The organism is Aeromonas sp. FDAARGOS 1408 (genome assembly GCF_019048665.1).
Taxonomy (GTDB): Bacteria; Pseudomonadota; Gammaproteobacteria; order Enterobacterales; family Aeromonadaceae; genus Aeromonas; species Aeromonas dhakensis.
Genome location: NZ_CP077394.1, coordinates 907,242 through 924,141 on the forward strand (window position 1 = coordinate 907,242; position 16,900 = coordinate 924,141).

Annotated in this window: 10 protein-coding genes; 7 read left to right on the forward strand and 3 right to left on the reverse strand. The window is 65.4% G+C overall.

Annotated features, from left to right (window positions below; all coding sequences use genetic code 11):
• The first annotated feature begins 79 nt into the window (after positions 1-79).
• From bioB to htpX, 5 genes are all read left to right on the forward strand, one after another.
• Positions 80-1,168, forward strand: coding sequence for a biotin synthase BioB (gene bioB, locus I6L38_RS04425; protein WP_216989209.1), 1,089 nt, complete (start codon positions 80-82; stop codon positions 1,166-1,168).
• Entirely contained in the window at positions 1,165-2,361 is a 1,197-nt protein-coding gene (bioF, locus tag I6L38_RS04430) for an 8-amino-7-oxononanoate synthase (RefSeq protein WP_216989210.1), read from the forward strand. Before bioB ends, bioF begins: the two co-directional genes overlap by 4 nt.
• A complete protein-coding gene (bioC, locus tag I6L38_RS04435) occupies positions 2,351-3,154 on the forward strand; it encodes a malonyl-ACP O-methyltransferase BioC (protein ID WP_024942865.1) in 804 nt (267 codons plus the stop codon). The genes bioF and bioC overlap by 11 nt, the downstream gene beginning before the upstream one ends.
• Positions 3,155-3,237: 83 nt before the next feature.
• Positions 3,238-3,918 carry a dethiobiotin synthase gene (gene bioD / locus I6L38_RS04440; protein WP_005299037.1) on the forward strand — a complete coding sequence of 227 codons (681 nt, stop codon included), beginning with the start codon at positions 3,238-3,240 and terminating at the stop codon, positions 3,916-3,918.
• Positions 3,919-4,030: 112 nt separating this feature from the next.
• Complete coding sequence (gene htpX, locus I6L38_RS04445; protein ID WP_010634511.1) at positions 4,031-4,903, forward strand: protease HtpX; 873 nt, start codon at positions 4,031-4,033, stop codon at positions 4,901-4,903.
• A 60-nt stretch (positions 4,904-4,963) separates the two neighbouring features.
• Here htpX and I6L38_RS04450 read toward each other — a convergent pair whose 3' ends face one another.
• The gene (locus I6L38_RS04450) at positions 4,964-6,676 is read right to left on the reverse strand and encodes a methyl-accepting chemotaxis protein (protein ID WP_017766177.1); all 1,713 of its coding nucleotides are present in this window, start codon (positions 6,674-6,676) and stop codon (positions 4,964-4,966) included.
• 224 nt (positions 6,677-6,900) lie between these two features.
• Entirely contained in the window at positions 6,901-8,715 is a 1,815-nt protein-coding gene (locus I6L38_RS04455) for an MOSC N-terminal beta barrel domain-containing protein (RefSeq protein ID WP_024942864.1), read from the reverse strand.
• A gap of 376 nt (positions 8,716-9,091) precedes the next feature.
• Between I6L38_RS04455 and I6L38_RS04460 the strand changes: the two genes are divergently transcribed.
• Both I6L38_RS04460 and nifJ read left to right on the forward strand, forming a co-directional pair.
• Positions 9,092-10,738: an NAD(P)-binding protein gene (locus tag I6L38_RS04460; RefSeq protein WP_024942863.1), complete on the forward strand. Its 1,647-nt coding sequence runs from the start codon at positions 9,092-9,094 to the stop codon at positions 10,736-10,738.
• On the forward strand, positions 10,735-14,310 hold the full coding sequence (gene nifJ / locus I6L38_RS04465; protein WP_024942862.1) for a pyruvate:ferredoxin (flavodoxin) oxidoreductase: 3,576 nt from the start codon (positions 10,735-10,737) through the stop codon (positions 14,308-14,310). Before I6L38_RS04460 ends, nifJ begins: the two co-directional genes overlap by 4 nt.
• A 72-nt stretch (positions 14,311-14,382) precedes the next feature.
• On the opposite strand, the gene I6L38_RS04470 is transcribed toward nifJ, so the two are convergent.
• Positions 14,383-16,887 carry a penicillin acylase family protein gene (locus tag I6L38_RS04470; protein WP_216989211.1) on the reverse strand — a complete coding sequence of 835 codons (2,505 nt, stop codon included), beginning with the start codon at positions 16,885-16,887 and terminating at the stop codon, positions 14,383-14,385.
• Positions 16,888-16,900 lie beyond the last annotated feature (13 nt).

Genomic DNA, 16,900 nt, shown 5'->3' on the forward strand with positions numbered 1-16,900 from the left:
CTCTTGCAAGGACCTTTTGCAAAGAGGTCTTGCAAGCAAGGCGGCGCAGGATCCCACCAATAACAACCGGAAGCCATGTATGAATGCTCTCACCGCGGGCGGTCACGCCCTTCGTCACGACTGGACCCTCGCCGAGGTTCAGGCCCTGTTTGCCCTGCCATTCAACGATCTGCTGTTCCAGGCCCAGACTGTGCACCGTACCCATTTCGATCCGAACGAGGTGCAGGTGAGCACCCTGCTCTCCATCAAGACCGGTGCCTGCCCGGAGGATTGCAAGTACTGTCCCCAGAGCGCCCGTTATCACACCGGCCTTGAGGCCGAGCGGCTGATGGAGGTGGAGAAGGTGCTGGAGCGGGCCCGCGAAGCCAAGGCCAACGGCTCGTCCCGCTTCTGCATGGGGGCGGCCTGGCGCAACCCCAAAGAGAAGGACATGCCCTATATCCTGCGGATGATCGAGGAGGTGCGCGGGCTCGGCATGGAGACCTGCATGACGCTTGGGATGCTCACCGCCGATCAGGCGGCGCGCCTCGGCGCCGCCGGCCTTGACTACTACAACCACAACCTCGACACCTCGCCGGAGTTCTACGGCGACATCATCACCACCCGCACCTATCAGGACCGGCTCGATACCCTGGAGCATGTGCGCGGCGCTGGCATGAAGGTCTGCTCCGGCGGCATCGTCGGCATGGGCGAGCAGGCGAAGGATCGGGCGGGCCTCTTGATGGTGCTGGCCAACCTGCCGCGCCACCCGGAGAGCGTGCCCATCAACATGCTGGTCAAGGTGAAGGGAACGCCGCTGGAGAACCAGGAGAACCTGGACCCGTTCGAATTTATCCGCACCATCGCCGTGGCACGCATCATGATGCCGGCCTCCCACGTACGCCTCTCCGCCGGGCGGGAGAAGATGAACGAGCAGATGCAGGCCATGTGCTTTATGGCGGGGGCCAACTCCATCTTCTACGGCTGCAAGCTGCTGACCACCCCCAATCCGGACGAGAACAGCGACATGCAGCTGTTCAAGCGCCTCGGCATTCGCCCCGCCCAGCGGGCCCAGAAGCCGGATCAGGTTCAAGAAGAGGAATTGTTGGCCGAGGTGAGCCGCCAGAGCGAGCCCACCGAGATGTTTTATGACGCCACCCGCCCCCGTGCCGGGGCCGCGCGGTCATGACGGGCCCCGCAGTCACGGGCCCCTTCGGGTTGAGCGCAGCGCTGGCCGAGCGCGAGCAGGCGGGCCTGCTGCGCAGTCGCGTCGCCACCGACGGGGCGAGTGGCGGGCGCCTCAAGGTTGGGGGGGGCGATTACCTCAACTTTTCCGCCAACGACTATCTGGGGCTGGCCGATCACCCCGCCATCAAAAGCGCCTTCCAGGAGGGGATTGACCGCTATGGTGCGGGCGCCGGCGCCTCGCCGCTGGTGACCGGTTACAGCCGGGCCCACCAACAGCTGGAAGAGACGCTGGCCGAGTGGCTCGGGCTGGAGGCGGTGCTGCTGTTCAACTGCGGCTTCTCGGCCAATCAGGCGGTGCTGAAAGCCTTGCTCGGCAAGGAACATCTACTGTGGCAGGACAGGCTCAACCACGCCTCCCTGCAGGAGATGGGTAGTCAGCTGCCCTGCAAGATGAAGCGCTTCGGCCACAACGACATGGCGGCCCTTGAGCGGCAGCTTGAGCCAAACCGGGGGCTCATCGTCTCGGAGGGGGTGTTCAGCATGGACGGGGATCAGGGCCCCTGGCGCGAGCTTAGCCAACTGGCCGCCCGGAGCGGCAACTGGCTGATGATCGACGATGCCCACGGCCTCGGCGTGCTGGGGCCGCAAGGGCGCGGCACCCTGGCGGCCCAGGGGGTGAACCCGGCTAGCGTGCACATCCAGATGGGCACCTTTGGCAAGGCGCTCGGGGTGGCCGGCGCCTTTGTGGGCGGCAGTCGCGAGCTGGTGGCGTATCTGGTCAACTTCGCCCGCCACTACGTCTACAGCACCCATATGCCGGCGGCCCAGGCCTGCGCCGTGCGCCAGAGCATCGCGCTGGTGCGTGCTGCTGACGAGGCCCGCGCCCAGCTTGGTGAACTCATCACCCGTTTCCGACAAGGGGCGCAGGCGCTGGGCTGGCAGCTGGGTGCCAGCAATACCCCCATCCAGCCGCTGCTGGTGGGGGAAAGCAGTGCTGCCCTGCAACTGGCCGAGCGGTTGCGGGGGCGCGGCGTCTGGGTGAGTGCCATCCGCCCGCCCACTGTACCGGTCGGCACGGCGCGCCTTCGCATCACCCTGAGCGCGGCTCACCGCGCTGAGGACGTGGATCGGCTGCTCGATGCCCTCGGTCCCTGCCAGGCCACCGACGAGAGAGGAGGCGCCCATGCTGCATGAGCGTTTTCAGGCGGTCGACAAGGCCCAGCTTGCCCGCCGTTTCGGCGCGGCCGCCCGTCACTACGACGCCCACGCCCGCTTCCAGCAGGAGGTGGGGCTGGCGCTGCTGGAGCGCATGCCGGACAGGCAGGTTGGCCTTGAGCTGACGGTGAGCGGGCTGGATCTCGGCTGCGGCACCGGTTTCTTTCTGCCGGCTCTGGCCGGGCGTTGCAGCGAGCTGACCGGGCTGGATCTCGCCCCCGGCATGCTGGCCCAGGCGGCCCTGCGTGGCAGCGGCGCCCGCCTGCTGTGCGGCGATGCCGAGCAATTGCCCTTTGCCGACGAGACGTTTGACTGGGTCTTCTCCAGCCTGGCCTTGCAGTGGTGCGAGCGGCCGGCCCAGGCCTTTGCCGAGCTGCACCGGGTGCTCAAACCCGGCGGTCGGCTGCTGTTCTCGACCCTCTTGGCCGAGTCGCTCTGGCAACTGCGTGAGGCCTGGCGCACGGTTGACGAGTGTGATCATGTCAATCGCTTCCTCAGCCTGCCACAATTGCAGCATGCCATCGCCGCCGGCGGTTTTGCCGCCCCGACGTTGGAGAGCCTGACCTGGTCGCTCGGCTACCCCGAGCTCAACGGCTTGCTGCGCGATCTCAAGGGGATCGGCGCCAGCCAGGTCAATGACGATCGCCATACCGGCCTTGGCAGCCGTCAGCGCTTGTTGCGTCTGAGCCAGGCCTATGAGGCCCATCGTCAGCCGGACGGTCTGCTGGCCGCCAGTTATCAGGTTTGCCTCGGCCAGCTGATCCGCCGTTAACCGGCGATCTAGGCCGAGAGAATTGAGCTGCGGGTGCCCCGCCGTATCGAGCCTGGGCACCCGCACCGTATTGAGGAGTCATCATGGTCAAATCCTTCTTCGTCACCGGCACCGATACCGATGTGGGCAAGACGCTGGTCGCCCGCACCCTGCTGCTGGAGTTCGCCGCGCACGGCATCCGCTGCGCCGGTTACAAGCCCGTTTCCGCCGGCTGTGCCCGCACCCCGGAGGGACTGCGCAATCTGGATGCGGTGCTGTTGCAGGAGGCGGCGAGCCTGCCGCTGCCCTACGATCTGGTCAACCCCTACGCCTACGAGCCGCCCATCGCGCCCCATATCGCCGCCAGCGAAGCGCGCGACGCCATCACCCTGAAGGGGTTGTCGGACGGGCTGCGCCAGATTGAACAGGCGGGGGCCGAGCTGGTGGTGGTAGAGGGGGCGGGGGGCTGGTTCCTGCCACTCGATCGCAAGCACCTGCTGTCGGACTGGGTCAAGCAGGAGAACATGCCGGTGATCATGGTGGTGGGGGCCAAACTGGGCTGTCTCAACCATGCCCTGCTCACCTTCGCCGCCATTCGCAACAACAACTTGCCGGTGGCGGGCTGGGTCATCAACCGGCTGCACGGCTCCATGAGCCACTATCAGGAGAATCTGGACACCCTGCGGGGCTTGCTGCCGGCCCCGTTTTTGGGTGAAATACCCTTTGTAAACAATCCGCTCGAGGCTGATCTGCGCGGGCGACTCGACATTTCGCCCCTGCTCTGAATCCGACATTCAGCGAACATTCATAGAAACTGTCTATTATGCGTGACAGGTGTGGCCCGGCCGGCAGCGAACTGGTGACGGGCCACGCATCCATATCTCACAAGGAGTCAATATGAAGCGAATTATGCTATTCCTGGTGACCAACCTGGCCGTCATGCTGGTGCTGGGGGTGGTACTCAATATCCTGTTCTCGGTTCTGGGGATCAACAAGTCCAGCATTTCCGGTCTGTTGGTGTTCTGTGCCGTGTTCGGTTTTGGGGGTTCCTTTATCTCCTTGCTGATGTCCAAGTGGATGGCCAAGCGCAGCTATGGCGTCCAGGTCATCGAGCAACCCCGTAACGAGACCGAGCACTGGCTGGTGAGTACCGTGGCCCGTCAGGCCCGTGAAGCGGGCATCAAGATGCCGGAAGTGGGGATCTACGACTCCCCCGAGATGAACGCCTTCGCCACCGGCGCCCGCCGTGACGACTCGCTCGTCGCCGTGTCGTCCGGTCTGCTCTACAGCATGAGTCGTGACGAGGCGGAAGCAGTGCTGGCCCACGAGGTGAGCCACGTGGCCAACGGCGACATGGTGACCCTGACCCTGATCCAGGGGGTGGTGAACACCTTCGTAATGTTCTTCGCCCGTATCGTGGCCGGCGTCATCAGCAACTTCTTCAGCTCCAACAACGAGGAAGAGAGCAGCAGCACCGGCGGTTTTGCCTACATGATCACCGTGTTCGTGCTGGAGATGGTGTTCGGCGTGCTGGCCTCCATCATCGTCATGTGGTTCAGCCGTCAGCGCGAATTCCGCGCCGACGCCGGCGCTGCCAAACTGGCTGGCCGCGACAAGATGATCGCCGCCCTCGAACGCCTCTCCCGCGGTGCCGAGCCGCAGCTGGAAGGCTCCATGATGGCGTTCGGCATCAACGGCAAGCGCTCCATGAGCGAGCTGTTCATGAGCCACCCGCCCATCGAGCAGCGCATCGCCGCCCTGCGCGGTTAAGCGAAAGCGCCAATGAAAACGGCTGCCCTCGGGCAGCCGTTTTGCTTTGTGCGCTTTGCGCTACAGCTTGAAGTGGGCCATCTCCTGGCGCAGCAGCCGTGACAGCTGCTTGAGCTTGGCCGCCTCCTGCGAGACGTGGCGGGCGGCATCCCCCGACTGCTCGGAGAGGGAGGTGATGTTGCCGACGGTGGAGACCACCTCGTTGGCGGCGGTGGACTGCTCGCGCAGGGTGTGGCTGATCTCCCCCATCAGGCCGGTCAGGTTGGAGGCGTGATCCTGGATGCTGGCGATGGCCGCGCCGGTCTGGCTGGCCAGGCTCACCCCGCGGGAGACGTTGTTGACCGTGTTCTCCATGCTGCGGATGGAGGCGTCCGCTCCACTTTGAATTTTACCGATCATGCCGGTGATCTGCTGGGTGGAGGCAGCCGAGCGGCTGGCGAGGTTGCGCACCTCGTCGGCCACCACCGCAAAGCCGCGTCCCTGCTCGCCGGCCCGGGCCGCCTCGATGGCGGCGTTGAGGGCCAGCAGGTTGGTCTGATCGGCGATGCCGCGGATCACCTCGATGATCTCCGAGATCTGCTGGGTGTGGCTGTTTAGGTCCGCGATGCTGCTGGCGGCGTTGGAGACGGTGTCCGAGATGCTCTGGATGCTGTCGAGGGTCTGCTTGATGACCCCGGAGCCCTCTTCCAGGGTGTTGGCGGAGATCTTGCTGAGCTCGTCGGCGTGGGTGGCGTTGTCCGAGAGGTGGCTGATGCTCACCACCAGCTCCTCGATGGCGGCCGCCATGGTCTGGGTACTGGTCTGCTGGGAGGTGGCGAACTGGGCGGTCTGCTCCGCTATCTGGGCGATGCTGTCGGCCGAGCCTGAGAGCTCTTCGCTCGAGTGGGAGACCTGGGCGATGATCCCCTTGAGGGTGCTTTGCATGGTGGCGAGCAGGCCGATCAGGCTCTCCTTGGCACCGGCAGGCACCTTGATCGGCTGGGAGAAGTCCCCCTCGGCCAGGTGGTTGAGATCGCTTCTGAGTTGATCGACCGAGGTGCCGACCAGATCGATCAGCGCCTTGTAGGTGCGCCAGAGGAAGAACATCAACACCAGGCCGAGCGCGATGAACAGGTAGCGCAGCATGGCGGACTGGCTGGTGGCGTCATCCACCGCCTGCTGGGTGCGGGTCTCCATCATGACGTAGAAGTCGTCGATGGGGGACATGATGCGTCCCTTGTTCTGGTGATAGGCCTTGTCATGCATCATGGCGATGGCCTTCTGCTGGTTGGCGGCCAGATCGCCATCGGTCTGCTGCACCAGCTTGAAGGCGGCCACCTCGGTGTTGACCAGGGCATCCGAGTTGTTCTTGGCTTCGTTGAGCTTGGCCAGCTCGCCCTCGGTGAAGCCGGCATCCTTCATCAGATCGATGAGGCCGCGGCGCACCTGGCTGTCCGGGCGCGGGTTCTGGCCGTTGGCGGCGACGAAGTCCCAATAGATGCGGTTGTAGCCCTGCGGCCGGTTCTGTTCCCCGTTGCGAATGGCCAGGATCCGCATGTACTGCTGTTCGTAGGCGGGATCCTTGGTGATCACGTAGGTGCGGCCGAGGCGGGTCAGATCGTCGGAGGATTGCCGCAGTTCATCGGCCAGCAGATAGGATTGGTAACGTTGCTGATAGCTCTGTTCCATCTGTTTTCCCGACCAGCTGTAGGCGAAAAACACCAGCGACAGCAGGATCAGGGTGATGACTGAGAGCAGCAGATTGAGCTGAAAGGCGGGTCTGTTCTGTTCCATGGTTTGAGCGTCCTTATTCTCACCGATAACCCCCTTTGTCACGCGGCGAAGGCCGGTACTTCTGTGGGGTTTTATTGTTGTTGCAGTGAGTATAGGAGCGCTCTTCGCCAAGGCTGCGGCGGGTCGGCGAAAAGGTGCGAGAAAGGAGGCGCGAAGGCAAAGGAGGGGAAAAGCGCGGTCGGGAGCATGCTCCCGGCCGGCTGTATTATTGTGTCTCGATCACCTTATTTGATGACGATGTCGGTGAGGGGGACGGCGCAGCAGGTGAGGATCTTGCCCGCGGCCCGCTCGGCGGCGGTGATGGCCGGGGCATCCGGGTGATCCACTTCACCCGAGACCAGGGTCTGCTTGCAGCTGCCGCAGATGCCGGCGCGGCAGCTCCAGGGCAGCTCCACCCCCTGCTTGTGGGCCTGATCCAGCACGGTGCCCTGATTGTTGCCGGCAAACGCCTGCTCGCCGATGCGCAGCTGCACCGCCTGATGGGGGCGGGAGAGGGAGAGGATGGCGCCGCCAAAGCTCTCCTGACGGATCCGCCCGGCCGGCACGCCAAGGGCGGCCAGTCTGGTGGCTGCATCGGCCATAAAGCCATGGGGACCGCAGATAAACACTTCCCGCTGTTGCAACCCTTTGATCTGTTTGAGGTGAACATCGTCCAGCCGCCCCTTGAGCCCCTGCCAGTGCGTATCAGGCTGGCTCAGGATCAGGGTGAGGGTCATCCCCTGCTGCGCCAGGGTGTGCAGCTCGGCGGCGGCGGGAATGTCCGCCTCGCTGCGGCACAGGTGCATGAAGTGCACGTCGCCGAGTTCACCGCGCAAGCCTAAGGTGCGGGCAATGGAGAGCATGGGAGTGACCCCCGAGCCGGCCGAGAGCAGCAAGAGATTGCGATCCCGGCCCAGATGAAATTCGCCGGCGGGGTTGGTGGCCAGCAGACGGTCACCCGGTTGCAACTGCTGGTGCAGCCAGTGGGAGATGCGGCCGCCCCCCACCTTCTTGACGCTGATGCTGTAACGCTCCGGCTGCTCCGGGGTGGAGCTCAGGGTATAGCGGCGCAGCAGGCGCTCGCGCCGCAGACCCAGGCCAATGTCCAGGCTGATGGGCAGGTGCTGGCCCGGCAGGTAGTCGGGCAGGGGCTCGCCATCGGCCGCCTCGAACCAGAAGGTCTCCAGATCCCGCGCCAGCGGCTCGCGGGCCACGCACACCAGCTCCCTTTTTTTCGGGGCCGCGTTGGGGTAGACAGGGGCGCGGGCGCGCTCCAGCACCTCGATCTCGCTGCCCGCCTCAATCCAGCCCTCGTTGAGGGCCACCAGGTTCTGACCGAAGTAGACCTCGCCATCCTCGCCGCGCCGGTAGCGGGTGAGGGTGGCCAGCGGCTCTTTCAGGGCATTGAAGCGATCCGTGCCCGGCTCCACCGTGGTCATGATGCAGCGGCTGCAGGGCTTGGCGACCAAGAACTCCACCTCGCCGATGCGGATCCGCTTCCAGCCGTCCTCCTCGAAGGGGAGGGTGCCGCTCGCCACCAGGTTGGTGCGAAACTGGCTCATCTGGTGCAGCGCGTCGGATCTCAGGTTGAGATCTTCCAAAGACGCCTGGCTTATCAGCAGCAGGGGGTAACCGTCGGCAAAGCTGACCCGGGTGCCGGTCTTCTCCCGAAAGCGGGCGGACTCTTCACCGAGCCAGAGCAGCTGCACCGGCTCCCCCGCCACCTTGCTCAGCCACGCATCGGCCTGGGCGTGGGTGTGCAGGGCGTTGAAGCTGTCTTTCCAGACGCCAGTGGCCCGGGGCGCGCGGCTGAACTCGGTCTCTCGCAGGGTGAGCGGCTCGAAGCCCGGATAGCGCAGCTGCAGGCCGCCCTCGATGGGGGTGGCCACCACCTGCTGCAACTGGGGATGGGTGCGTGCCGTGATGAAGCTGCCGTCCGGTTTGACCACCATGTAGCGGCGATCCCCCTGCAGTCCCTCTTCGGTGACCAGGGCGCGGGTCAGTGGCATGCCTGCCGTCGACTTGATGGGGTAGAGATGAATGCTGGCGAGTGTTGGCATGGCCGGGTCCTTGTGCGGTGGCGGTTTCAGTGCAGGAGAGAAGCGGGCGAGCCCCGTTCCGTGCAGCAATGGTTGCAGGGATGGCGCTCACTCGGGGTCGCCGACGGTGCTGCGTCGCTTGCGAGGCGTGAGCCCGAGCGGAGTTCCTGCAGACGGGCAAGATGTTACACGGGTCACGTTGTGCACTCCATACCTCATAAAGTGCAACATTTTTTGATCCTGATCCGTCATTCAGTACAAAAATCAGTCCATTATCGAGTCAGCTTCCAGTTTCTGACGCTTTCGCTTCTTCCCTCTCCGGCCACCGTCCGCTTCGGTTAAACGGTATCAAGTGCATTCGGATGGGGCCTGTCACCCAAAAAGAAGAAAGCAATGTATGAGCAAACAACTGGATATGACCCCACAGCCGGATCTTTCCCAGAAAACGGGAACAGGCCCGGTCCGTACTCGGCTACCCGTTTGGCGGCCGGCCCTGCCACCCTGCAATCATGCCTGCCCGGCTGGCGAGAACATCCAGGCCTGGCTTGCCCTGGCTGAAGCGGGCCGCTTCGAGGCGGCCTGGCAGACTCTCATCGAAGAAAATCCCCTGCCTGCGGTCCACGGGCGGGTCTGCTATCACCCCTGCGAAAGCGCCTGCAACCGGGCCCAGGTGGATGATGCCGTCTCCATTCACGCCATCGAACGCTTTCTCGGCGACGAAGCGCTGGCCAGGGGCTGGCAACCTGCAGCCCCCGCGCCTGCCAGCGGCAAGAGGGTGCTGGTGATCGGTGCCGGCCCCTCCGGCCTCTCTTGTGCCTGGCACCTCAACCGGCTCGGCCATCAGGTGGAGATCCGCGAGGCAGGGCCGCTTGCCGGCGGCATGCTGCGCTTTGGCATTCCCGCCTACCGCCTGCCCCGCGAGGTGCTGGACAGGGAGGTGGCCCGCATCGTTGCCGCCGGGGTGACGCTGACCCTCAACCACAAGGTGGAAGACGTGCTCAAGGCGCGCGACGAGGGGGGCTTTGACGCCGTCTTCATGGCTATCGGCGCCCATCTGGCCAAGCGGGTCGACATTCCGGCCCGGGAGGCGGGCAAGATCCTCGATGCGGTGAGCTTCCTCGAGCAGGCGAGCCTGGCGGAGGAGAAAGGCTTGCCGCCACCCAAACTGGGACGACGGGTGGCCATCTACGGTGGCGGCAACACCGCCATGGACGCGGCCCGCACCGCCCGCCGCCTCGGTGTCGAGGAGGCGATGATCATCTACCGCCGCGACCGGGATCATATGCCGGCCCACGCCTTCGAAGCCGACGAGGCCGAGGAGGAGGGGATCAAGATCAACTGGCTGCGCACCATCCGCCAGCTCGACAGCACCAATATCGAAGTGGAGGTGATGGCGCTGGATACAGAGGGCAAGCCGGTGCCCACCGGCCAGTTTGAAACCCTCGAAGCGGACTCCCTCATTCTGGCGCTCGGTCAGGAGGTGGACTTGAGCGTGCTGGAGAGCATCCCAGGCGTGCGGGTCAACAAGGAGGGGGTGGTGCAGGTTGGCGAGAACCTGATGACGGATGTGCCGGGTCTGTTTGCCGGCGGTGACATGGTGCCCTCCGAGCGCACCGTCACCATCGCCACCGGCCACGGCAAGAAGGCGGCGCGCCATATGGATGCCTGGCTGCGTGGTCGCCTCTACCACAAACCGCTCTCCTACCCGCTGGTGGGGCCCGAGCAGTTGCAGCTCTGGTTCCAGACCCATGCTCCCGCCAGCAGCCAGCCGGTCAAACCGCCCTCGGCGCGGGACGACTTTGGCGAGATCATCGGCGGACTGGACGAGACGGCGGCCCGCTACGAGGCGGCGCGCTGCTACTCCTGCGGCAACTGCTTCGAGTGCGACGGCTGTTATGGCAGCTGCCCCGAGCAGGCCATCGCCAAGCTGGGGCCGGGTCTGGGGTATCAGGTGGATGCCGAACTCTGCACCGGTTGCGGTGCCTGCCATGACCAGTGTCCCTGCCATGCCATCGAGTTGCGCCAACCGGAGGAGTCCCAATGAAACATGAATTGATCATGGTCGACGGCAACGAAGCCGCGGCCCGGGTGGCGTATCAGCTGAGCGAAGTGTGTGCCATCTACCCCATCACCCCGAGCTCGACCATGGCCGAACTGGCCGACGCCTGGGCCGCGGAGGGGCAGACCAACCTGTGGGGCAACATCCCCACAGTCGTGGAGATGCAGAGCGAAGGGGGGGCGGCCGGCACGGTGCACGGCGCCCTGCAGGCGGGGGCGCTCGCCACCACTTTCACCGCCAGCCAGGGGCTGATGCTGATGCTGCCCAACATGTACAAGATCGCAGGCGAATTGACCTCGGCGGTGTTCCATGTGGCGGCCCGATCCTTGGCGGCGCAGGGGCTGTCGATTTTTGGCGACCATCAGGACGTGATGGCGGCGCGCAGCACCGGTTTTGCCATGCTCGCCTCCGGCTCGGTGCAGGAGGCGCAGGACCTGGCCTTGGTCGCCCACAGCGTCACCCTGCAGTGCCGGGTGCCCTTTATCCACTTCTTCGACGGGTTCCGTACCTCCCACGAGGTGAACAAGATAGTCGCCCTGCACAAGGATGAAATTCGGGCGCTGATCGACAACGACTGGGTGCGCGCCCACCGCGCCCGGGCCCTCAACCCGGATCACCCGATGATGCGCGGCACCGCCCAGAACCCGGACACCTATTTTCAGTCCCGCGAGAGCGTCAACCCCTTCTACGAGGCGGTGCCAGCACGGGTGCAACAGTGCATGGAGAGCCTCGGCGAGCTGACCGGCCGCCACTACCGGCTGGTGGAGTATCACGGCGCCCCGGATGCCACCGACGTCATCGTGTTGATGGGCTCGGGGGCGGCCACCGCCCGCACTACGGTGGATTGGCTCAACCGGCAGGATCGCAAGACCGGAGCGCTGGTGGTGCGCCTCTATCGCCCCTTCCCGGTGCAGGCACTGCTCGATGCCCTGCCCAGGAGCGTGCGGCGCATGGCGGTGCTGGATCGCACCAAGGAGCCGGGCGCTGGCGGCGAGCCCCTGCTGCTGGATGTGCAGAGCGCGCTGATCGACGGTTTGCAGCGCGGCCTTATCAAGCGCCTGCCCTGGCTGAGCGGCGGTCGCTATGGCCTCTCTTCCAAGGAGTTCACCCCCGCCATGTGCGCGGCCGTGTTTGAGGAGCTCTCCTCCGACGCGCCGCGCCCGCGCTTTACCGTGGGCATAGTGGACGACGTCTCGGGCCTCAGTCTGGCCTGGCACCCCATCGGCGATCTGGAGCCCCCTAGCCGGGTGCGGGCGCTCTTCTTCGGCCTCGGCGCCGACGGCACGGTCGGTGCCAACAAGAACAGCATCAAGATCATCGGCGAGCTGGAGGGGTTCCACGCTCAGGGCTACTTCGTCTACGACTCCAAGAAGTCGGGCTCGCGCACCGTCTCCCACCTGCGCTTTGGTCCCGAGCCCATCGACGCCCCCTGGCTTATCGAACAGGCGAGTTTTATCGGCTGTCACCAGTGGGGCTTTGTCGAATCGGTAGACTTGCTGGAGCACGCCGCCGAGGGGGCGACCCTGCTGATCAACGCCCCCTATGAGCCCGACCGGGTCTGGGCCGAGCTGCCCGAGCGGCTGCGCGCCCGCATCCGGGCCCTCAATATCCGGCTCTATTGCATCGACGGCGATCGGGTGGCCGAGCAAAACGGCATGGGCAATCGCATCAACACCATCATGCAGACCTGCTTCTTCGCCCTGGCCGGCATCTTGTCGCGGGACGAGGCGATCGCGCTTATCAAGAAGAGCATCGAGAAGAGCTATGCCCGCAAGGGGCCCGAGGTAGTCGAGCGCAACTTCGCGGCGGTGGACGATACCCTGGCCCACCTCCATCAGGTGGCCATTCCAGCCGGTGAGGAGGTGGCGAGCGACTACCCCTTGCCGCTGGCGCCGGGGGGCAGCGAGTTTGTCCAGCGCGTCACTGGCGAGATGCTGGCGGGGCGCGGCGATTTGATCCCCGTCTCCATGCTGCCGGTGGATGGCACTTACCCCACCGCTACCAGCCGCTTCGAGAAGCGGGATATCGCCCGCGAGATCCCCATCTGGCACTCCGATATCTGCATCCAGTGCGGCAACTGCGTCTTCGTCTGCCCCCACGCGGCGCTGCGGGCCAAGTTCTACCATCAGGACTGGCTGGCAACCGCCCCCGAGGCCGCCCAGTCGGTGCCCGTCACCGCCAGGGGCTTCCCCGACAGCCGCTACACCCTGCAGCTCTATCCGGAGGATTGCACAGGCTGCGGCCAGTGCGTGCAGGCCTGTCCGGTGCGGGCTGGAGAAGATGAGAGCCATGAGGGCGAGCGTGCCATCGCCATGATGGACAAGGCGCCCCATCTGGCTGGCCAGAAACAGGCGCTGCGCTGGTTCGAGAGCCTGCCGTGGCCTGCTCGCGAGCGGGTGGATTTCTCCACGGTGCGCGGTGCCCAGTTCCTCGAACCCCTGTTCGAGTTCTCCGGCGCCTGCGCCGGCTGTGGCGAGACCCCTTACCTCAAACTGCTGACCCAGCTGTTTGGTGACCGCATGCTGGTGGCCAACGCCACCGGTTGCTCCTCCATCTACGGCGGCAACCTGCCGACCACGCCGTGGGCCAAGAACGGTGAAGGGAAGGGGCCGGCCTGGTCCAACTCATTGTTCGAGGACAATGCCGAGTTCGGCTTTGGTTTTCGCCTCACTGCCGATCAGCATCACGGTCAGGCGGTGGCGGCCCTCAAAGCGATGAAAGGGGAGCTGGGCGCAGAGCTGGTCGATACCCTGATTAGCGCACCGCAGCGGCTGGAGTCGGAGATCCGCGCCCAGCGCACCCGGGTGGCACAAGTGCGCGAGCGGCTGGAAGAGGTGAAGTCCGGCAAGGCCCGCGAGCTGCTCTCGCTTATCGATCAGCTGGTGCGTCGTTCGGTCTGGATCATCGGCGGCGATGGCTGGGCCTATGACATCGGCTCATCGGGGCTCGATCATGTGCTCGCTTCCGGACGCGATGTGAACGTGCTGGTGATGGATACCGAGGTCTACTCCAACACTGGCGGCCAGATGTCGAAATCGACCCCGCTCGGTGCCGTCGCCAAGTTCGCGGCGGGGGGCAAGACGCTGGCCAAGAAGGATGTGGCGCTGCAGGCCATCTCCTACGGCAACGTCTATGTTGCCCGCATCGCCTTTGGTGCCAATCCTCAGCAGGCGCTGCAAGCCTTGCGTGAAGCGGAGGCCTACCCAGGCCCGTCGCTCATCATCGCCTACAGCCACTGCATTGCCCACGGCATCGACATGGAGTTCGGCCTGACCCAGCAAAAACGCGCCGTGGCCTCCGGCCACTGGCCGCTGATGCGCTACAACCCGGTATTGCGCAGTGCGGGACAGAACCCCTTCAGCCTCGACAGCCTGCGCCCCTCCATTCCGCTTGCTGAATACCGGCAGGAGGAGACCCGTTATCGGGTGCTGGCCCAGAGCCATCCGGAGGAGGCCGAGCGGCTGATGCAGGTGGCGCAACAAGTGGCGTGGCAGAAGTGGGCCACCTACGAGGAGATGGCCACCCGCGAGGCCAGCCAGTTCCATCCGCCGGTGTGATGATGGGGCGAAACAGGTATGACGAAGCGGGCCATTGGCCCGCTTTTTTATGGCTGGATAGAGAGGGTTGACTCAGGGGCTGGTGGTACGCAGCACCTTGAGGTGCAGGGTGCGCTCCTGGTGGGCCGCTATCTCCTGCTCGGTGAAGCGCATGGGCTGCCACTGCTGACGGGCGAACTGCTCGGTCTGATCGGTGAAGTGCGGGCTCTCGGGGTCATGGGACTGGCCGTAGCTCAGGAAGCGCTCCGCCTTGGGGCCGGCGTCATCGAACTGCAGGGCCAGCACGAAGCTGGAGCCGTAGTTGGCGCGATAACGCAGCTCGGGCTGGCCGTCACCGTCGTCATCCAGGCTGCGCAGCGTGGTGCCTGCCACGGCCTTGCCGGTCACTATGTTGGCGAGATCCGAGCTGCTGCGCGAAGGCAGGTTGGTCTGCACCATGTTGAACAACCCCTCGAAGGAGTTGCCTCCAGGCAGCGCGATGGGGGTCAGCCCGGCCGCTTTTTGCACGAATTGCAGTGCGCCGAGTTCGGCATCCGGCGCGATACCGGCCGCCTGCAACCGTTGCTGGACCTGGGCCAGCGCCAGCAGGGCCGGGTCTTCATCCGGCGCGCCGCTCCAGGGGGCCAGCCCGCTCGGCGTGGTGGCGCCATGGGCCGGATAGAAGGGGATGGCAAACAGGGCATCCTTGATGTCTCTGTGGCCGCTGGTGCGAAACGCCGTCAACCATTCGCGCATCAGGTGAGCCCCCCGGCTTTCAAGCTGATATCCGCCATCCCAGTTGGCGAGCGCGTTGCAGCTCGGCGTCAAGTCCAGCGGGCCGCTGGTCAGCTGGATCAACGGATGGGCCTGACAACGGGCCAGTAGGGGATCTCTGAGCTCGCGGGCAAACAGGGAGCCGTTGTGGGTCACCACACCTTGCAGTGTCTGCAGGGTAAAGCGGCGATCAGCCCCGGTCAGTCCCATTGCATCGGGCGTGCTGATGAGCTGGGCGTTGTAGCGGGTACGCGGGCTGCGCACCGTCTGCTCCGGCCCGTAGAGAATGGAGTATCCCTCCAGCGGGGCCGCCAGGTTGGTCAGCCAGTGGCTGCTGTTGGCGTTGTAGACGTAGTCGCTGCGACTCAGGCGGGGGGCCTGGCTGAGGGGAACAAGGCCGGGAGCCCGGGTCTGGCCGCTGTCGACCCACTCGAAATCGGGGTCGTTGCCCGGCAGCAGCACGCTGCCCTCGCCATCCAGCCAGATGGGGGCCAGTTGCGGTGTCTGGGAGGCGGCTCGCCACCAGGCCTCTGCCTTGGCGCCGAGGCGGGGTACCTGGGTGGCATCCACATAGCTGGCCTGGCCCGTCTTGTCGATCAGCAGGGTATTGACCCAGGGCACCCCCTGATGCTCGGCCAGCGCCTCGAAGAAGGCCGGGGTGCTTTGGGCCCTGGCCATGGCCAGCCACTGTTCCAGCATCTTGTAGTTGCCGGCGTTGGCATCGCGGAGGCTGACGGCGCTGCTGCTGGTCCAGCCCAGGCTGGGCGAGAGGGAAGCTAGGTTGACCATGGGGCCGAAGTGGCTGGCATAGAGGGTCTGGACATGGGGCTGCAGGCTGCCATCGGCCTGGCGGACCTGCACGGTGATCTCTTTCTGGCTCATCTCCCGCCACTGGTCGCCGTAGCGATAACGCAGCGGATTGGCGGGATCCAGGGTGAGCTGATAGAGGGTGAAGCGCTTGGACTGGGAGACGGTGTGGGTCCAGCCCAGCTGCTCGTTGAAGCCGATCAGGATGGCGGGAAAGCCCATCATGGTGGCACCGGTCACATTGAGTTTGCCCGGGATCTGCAGGTGCTGTTCATAGAATCTGAGCTCGCCATCCCAGGGAAAGTGGGGATTGCCGAGCAGCAGGCTGTTGGCGTTGCTGCTGCGATCCGCCCCCAGCGCCCAGCCGTTGCTGCCGATCCCCTCCGAGGTGAGCAGCGAGACGGGATCCAGCGCCGGGGCGGGCAGGGCGGCACGTCCCTGTGCACCGGCAGTGGCGGGGGGCTGGGCGCTGGCCATGGCGCTGATAAAGCTGCGGCCGCTGGCCAGCTGGGCAAGATCCAGGTGATAGGCCAGCAACTGGACCGGGGTGATGGGTTCGACCCACTCGGCCCCGCGGCAGGGGGAGGGGTAGTCCGCCGGGCCGGCGCGGCCGGCAAGTGAGTGGTTGAACCCCGCCACATAGCCTTCGACAAGGTCACGGGCATCCGGCGCCAGCTTGCCATACAGGGCCGCGGCCTGGGCAGGCAGGTCGAGGGCGCGATAACCCACGTCGGAGAGCAAGTTGCGCTGCTGCTCCCCCGCGCCCAGCCAGCGGGATTTCTCTCCTCGCAGCTTCATGATCTGCTCGCTCAGGGTGCAGAGGTTCTCCTCGGCATGGGCATAGCCGGCCCCGAAGCCCAGGCTGGTGTAGTCGTTCGCCTTGATGTGGGGAACACCCTGCTCCGTGTAGGTAAGGGTGACGTCGTAGTGGCGAGCGGGATCCGGCTCGCTGCTGTTCTCCTGGCAGCCGGCCAGTACGAGGCAGCCGAGCAGGGGGAGGGGAAAATGGGTTTTCATCCTGGTTCCTTCT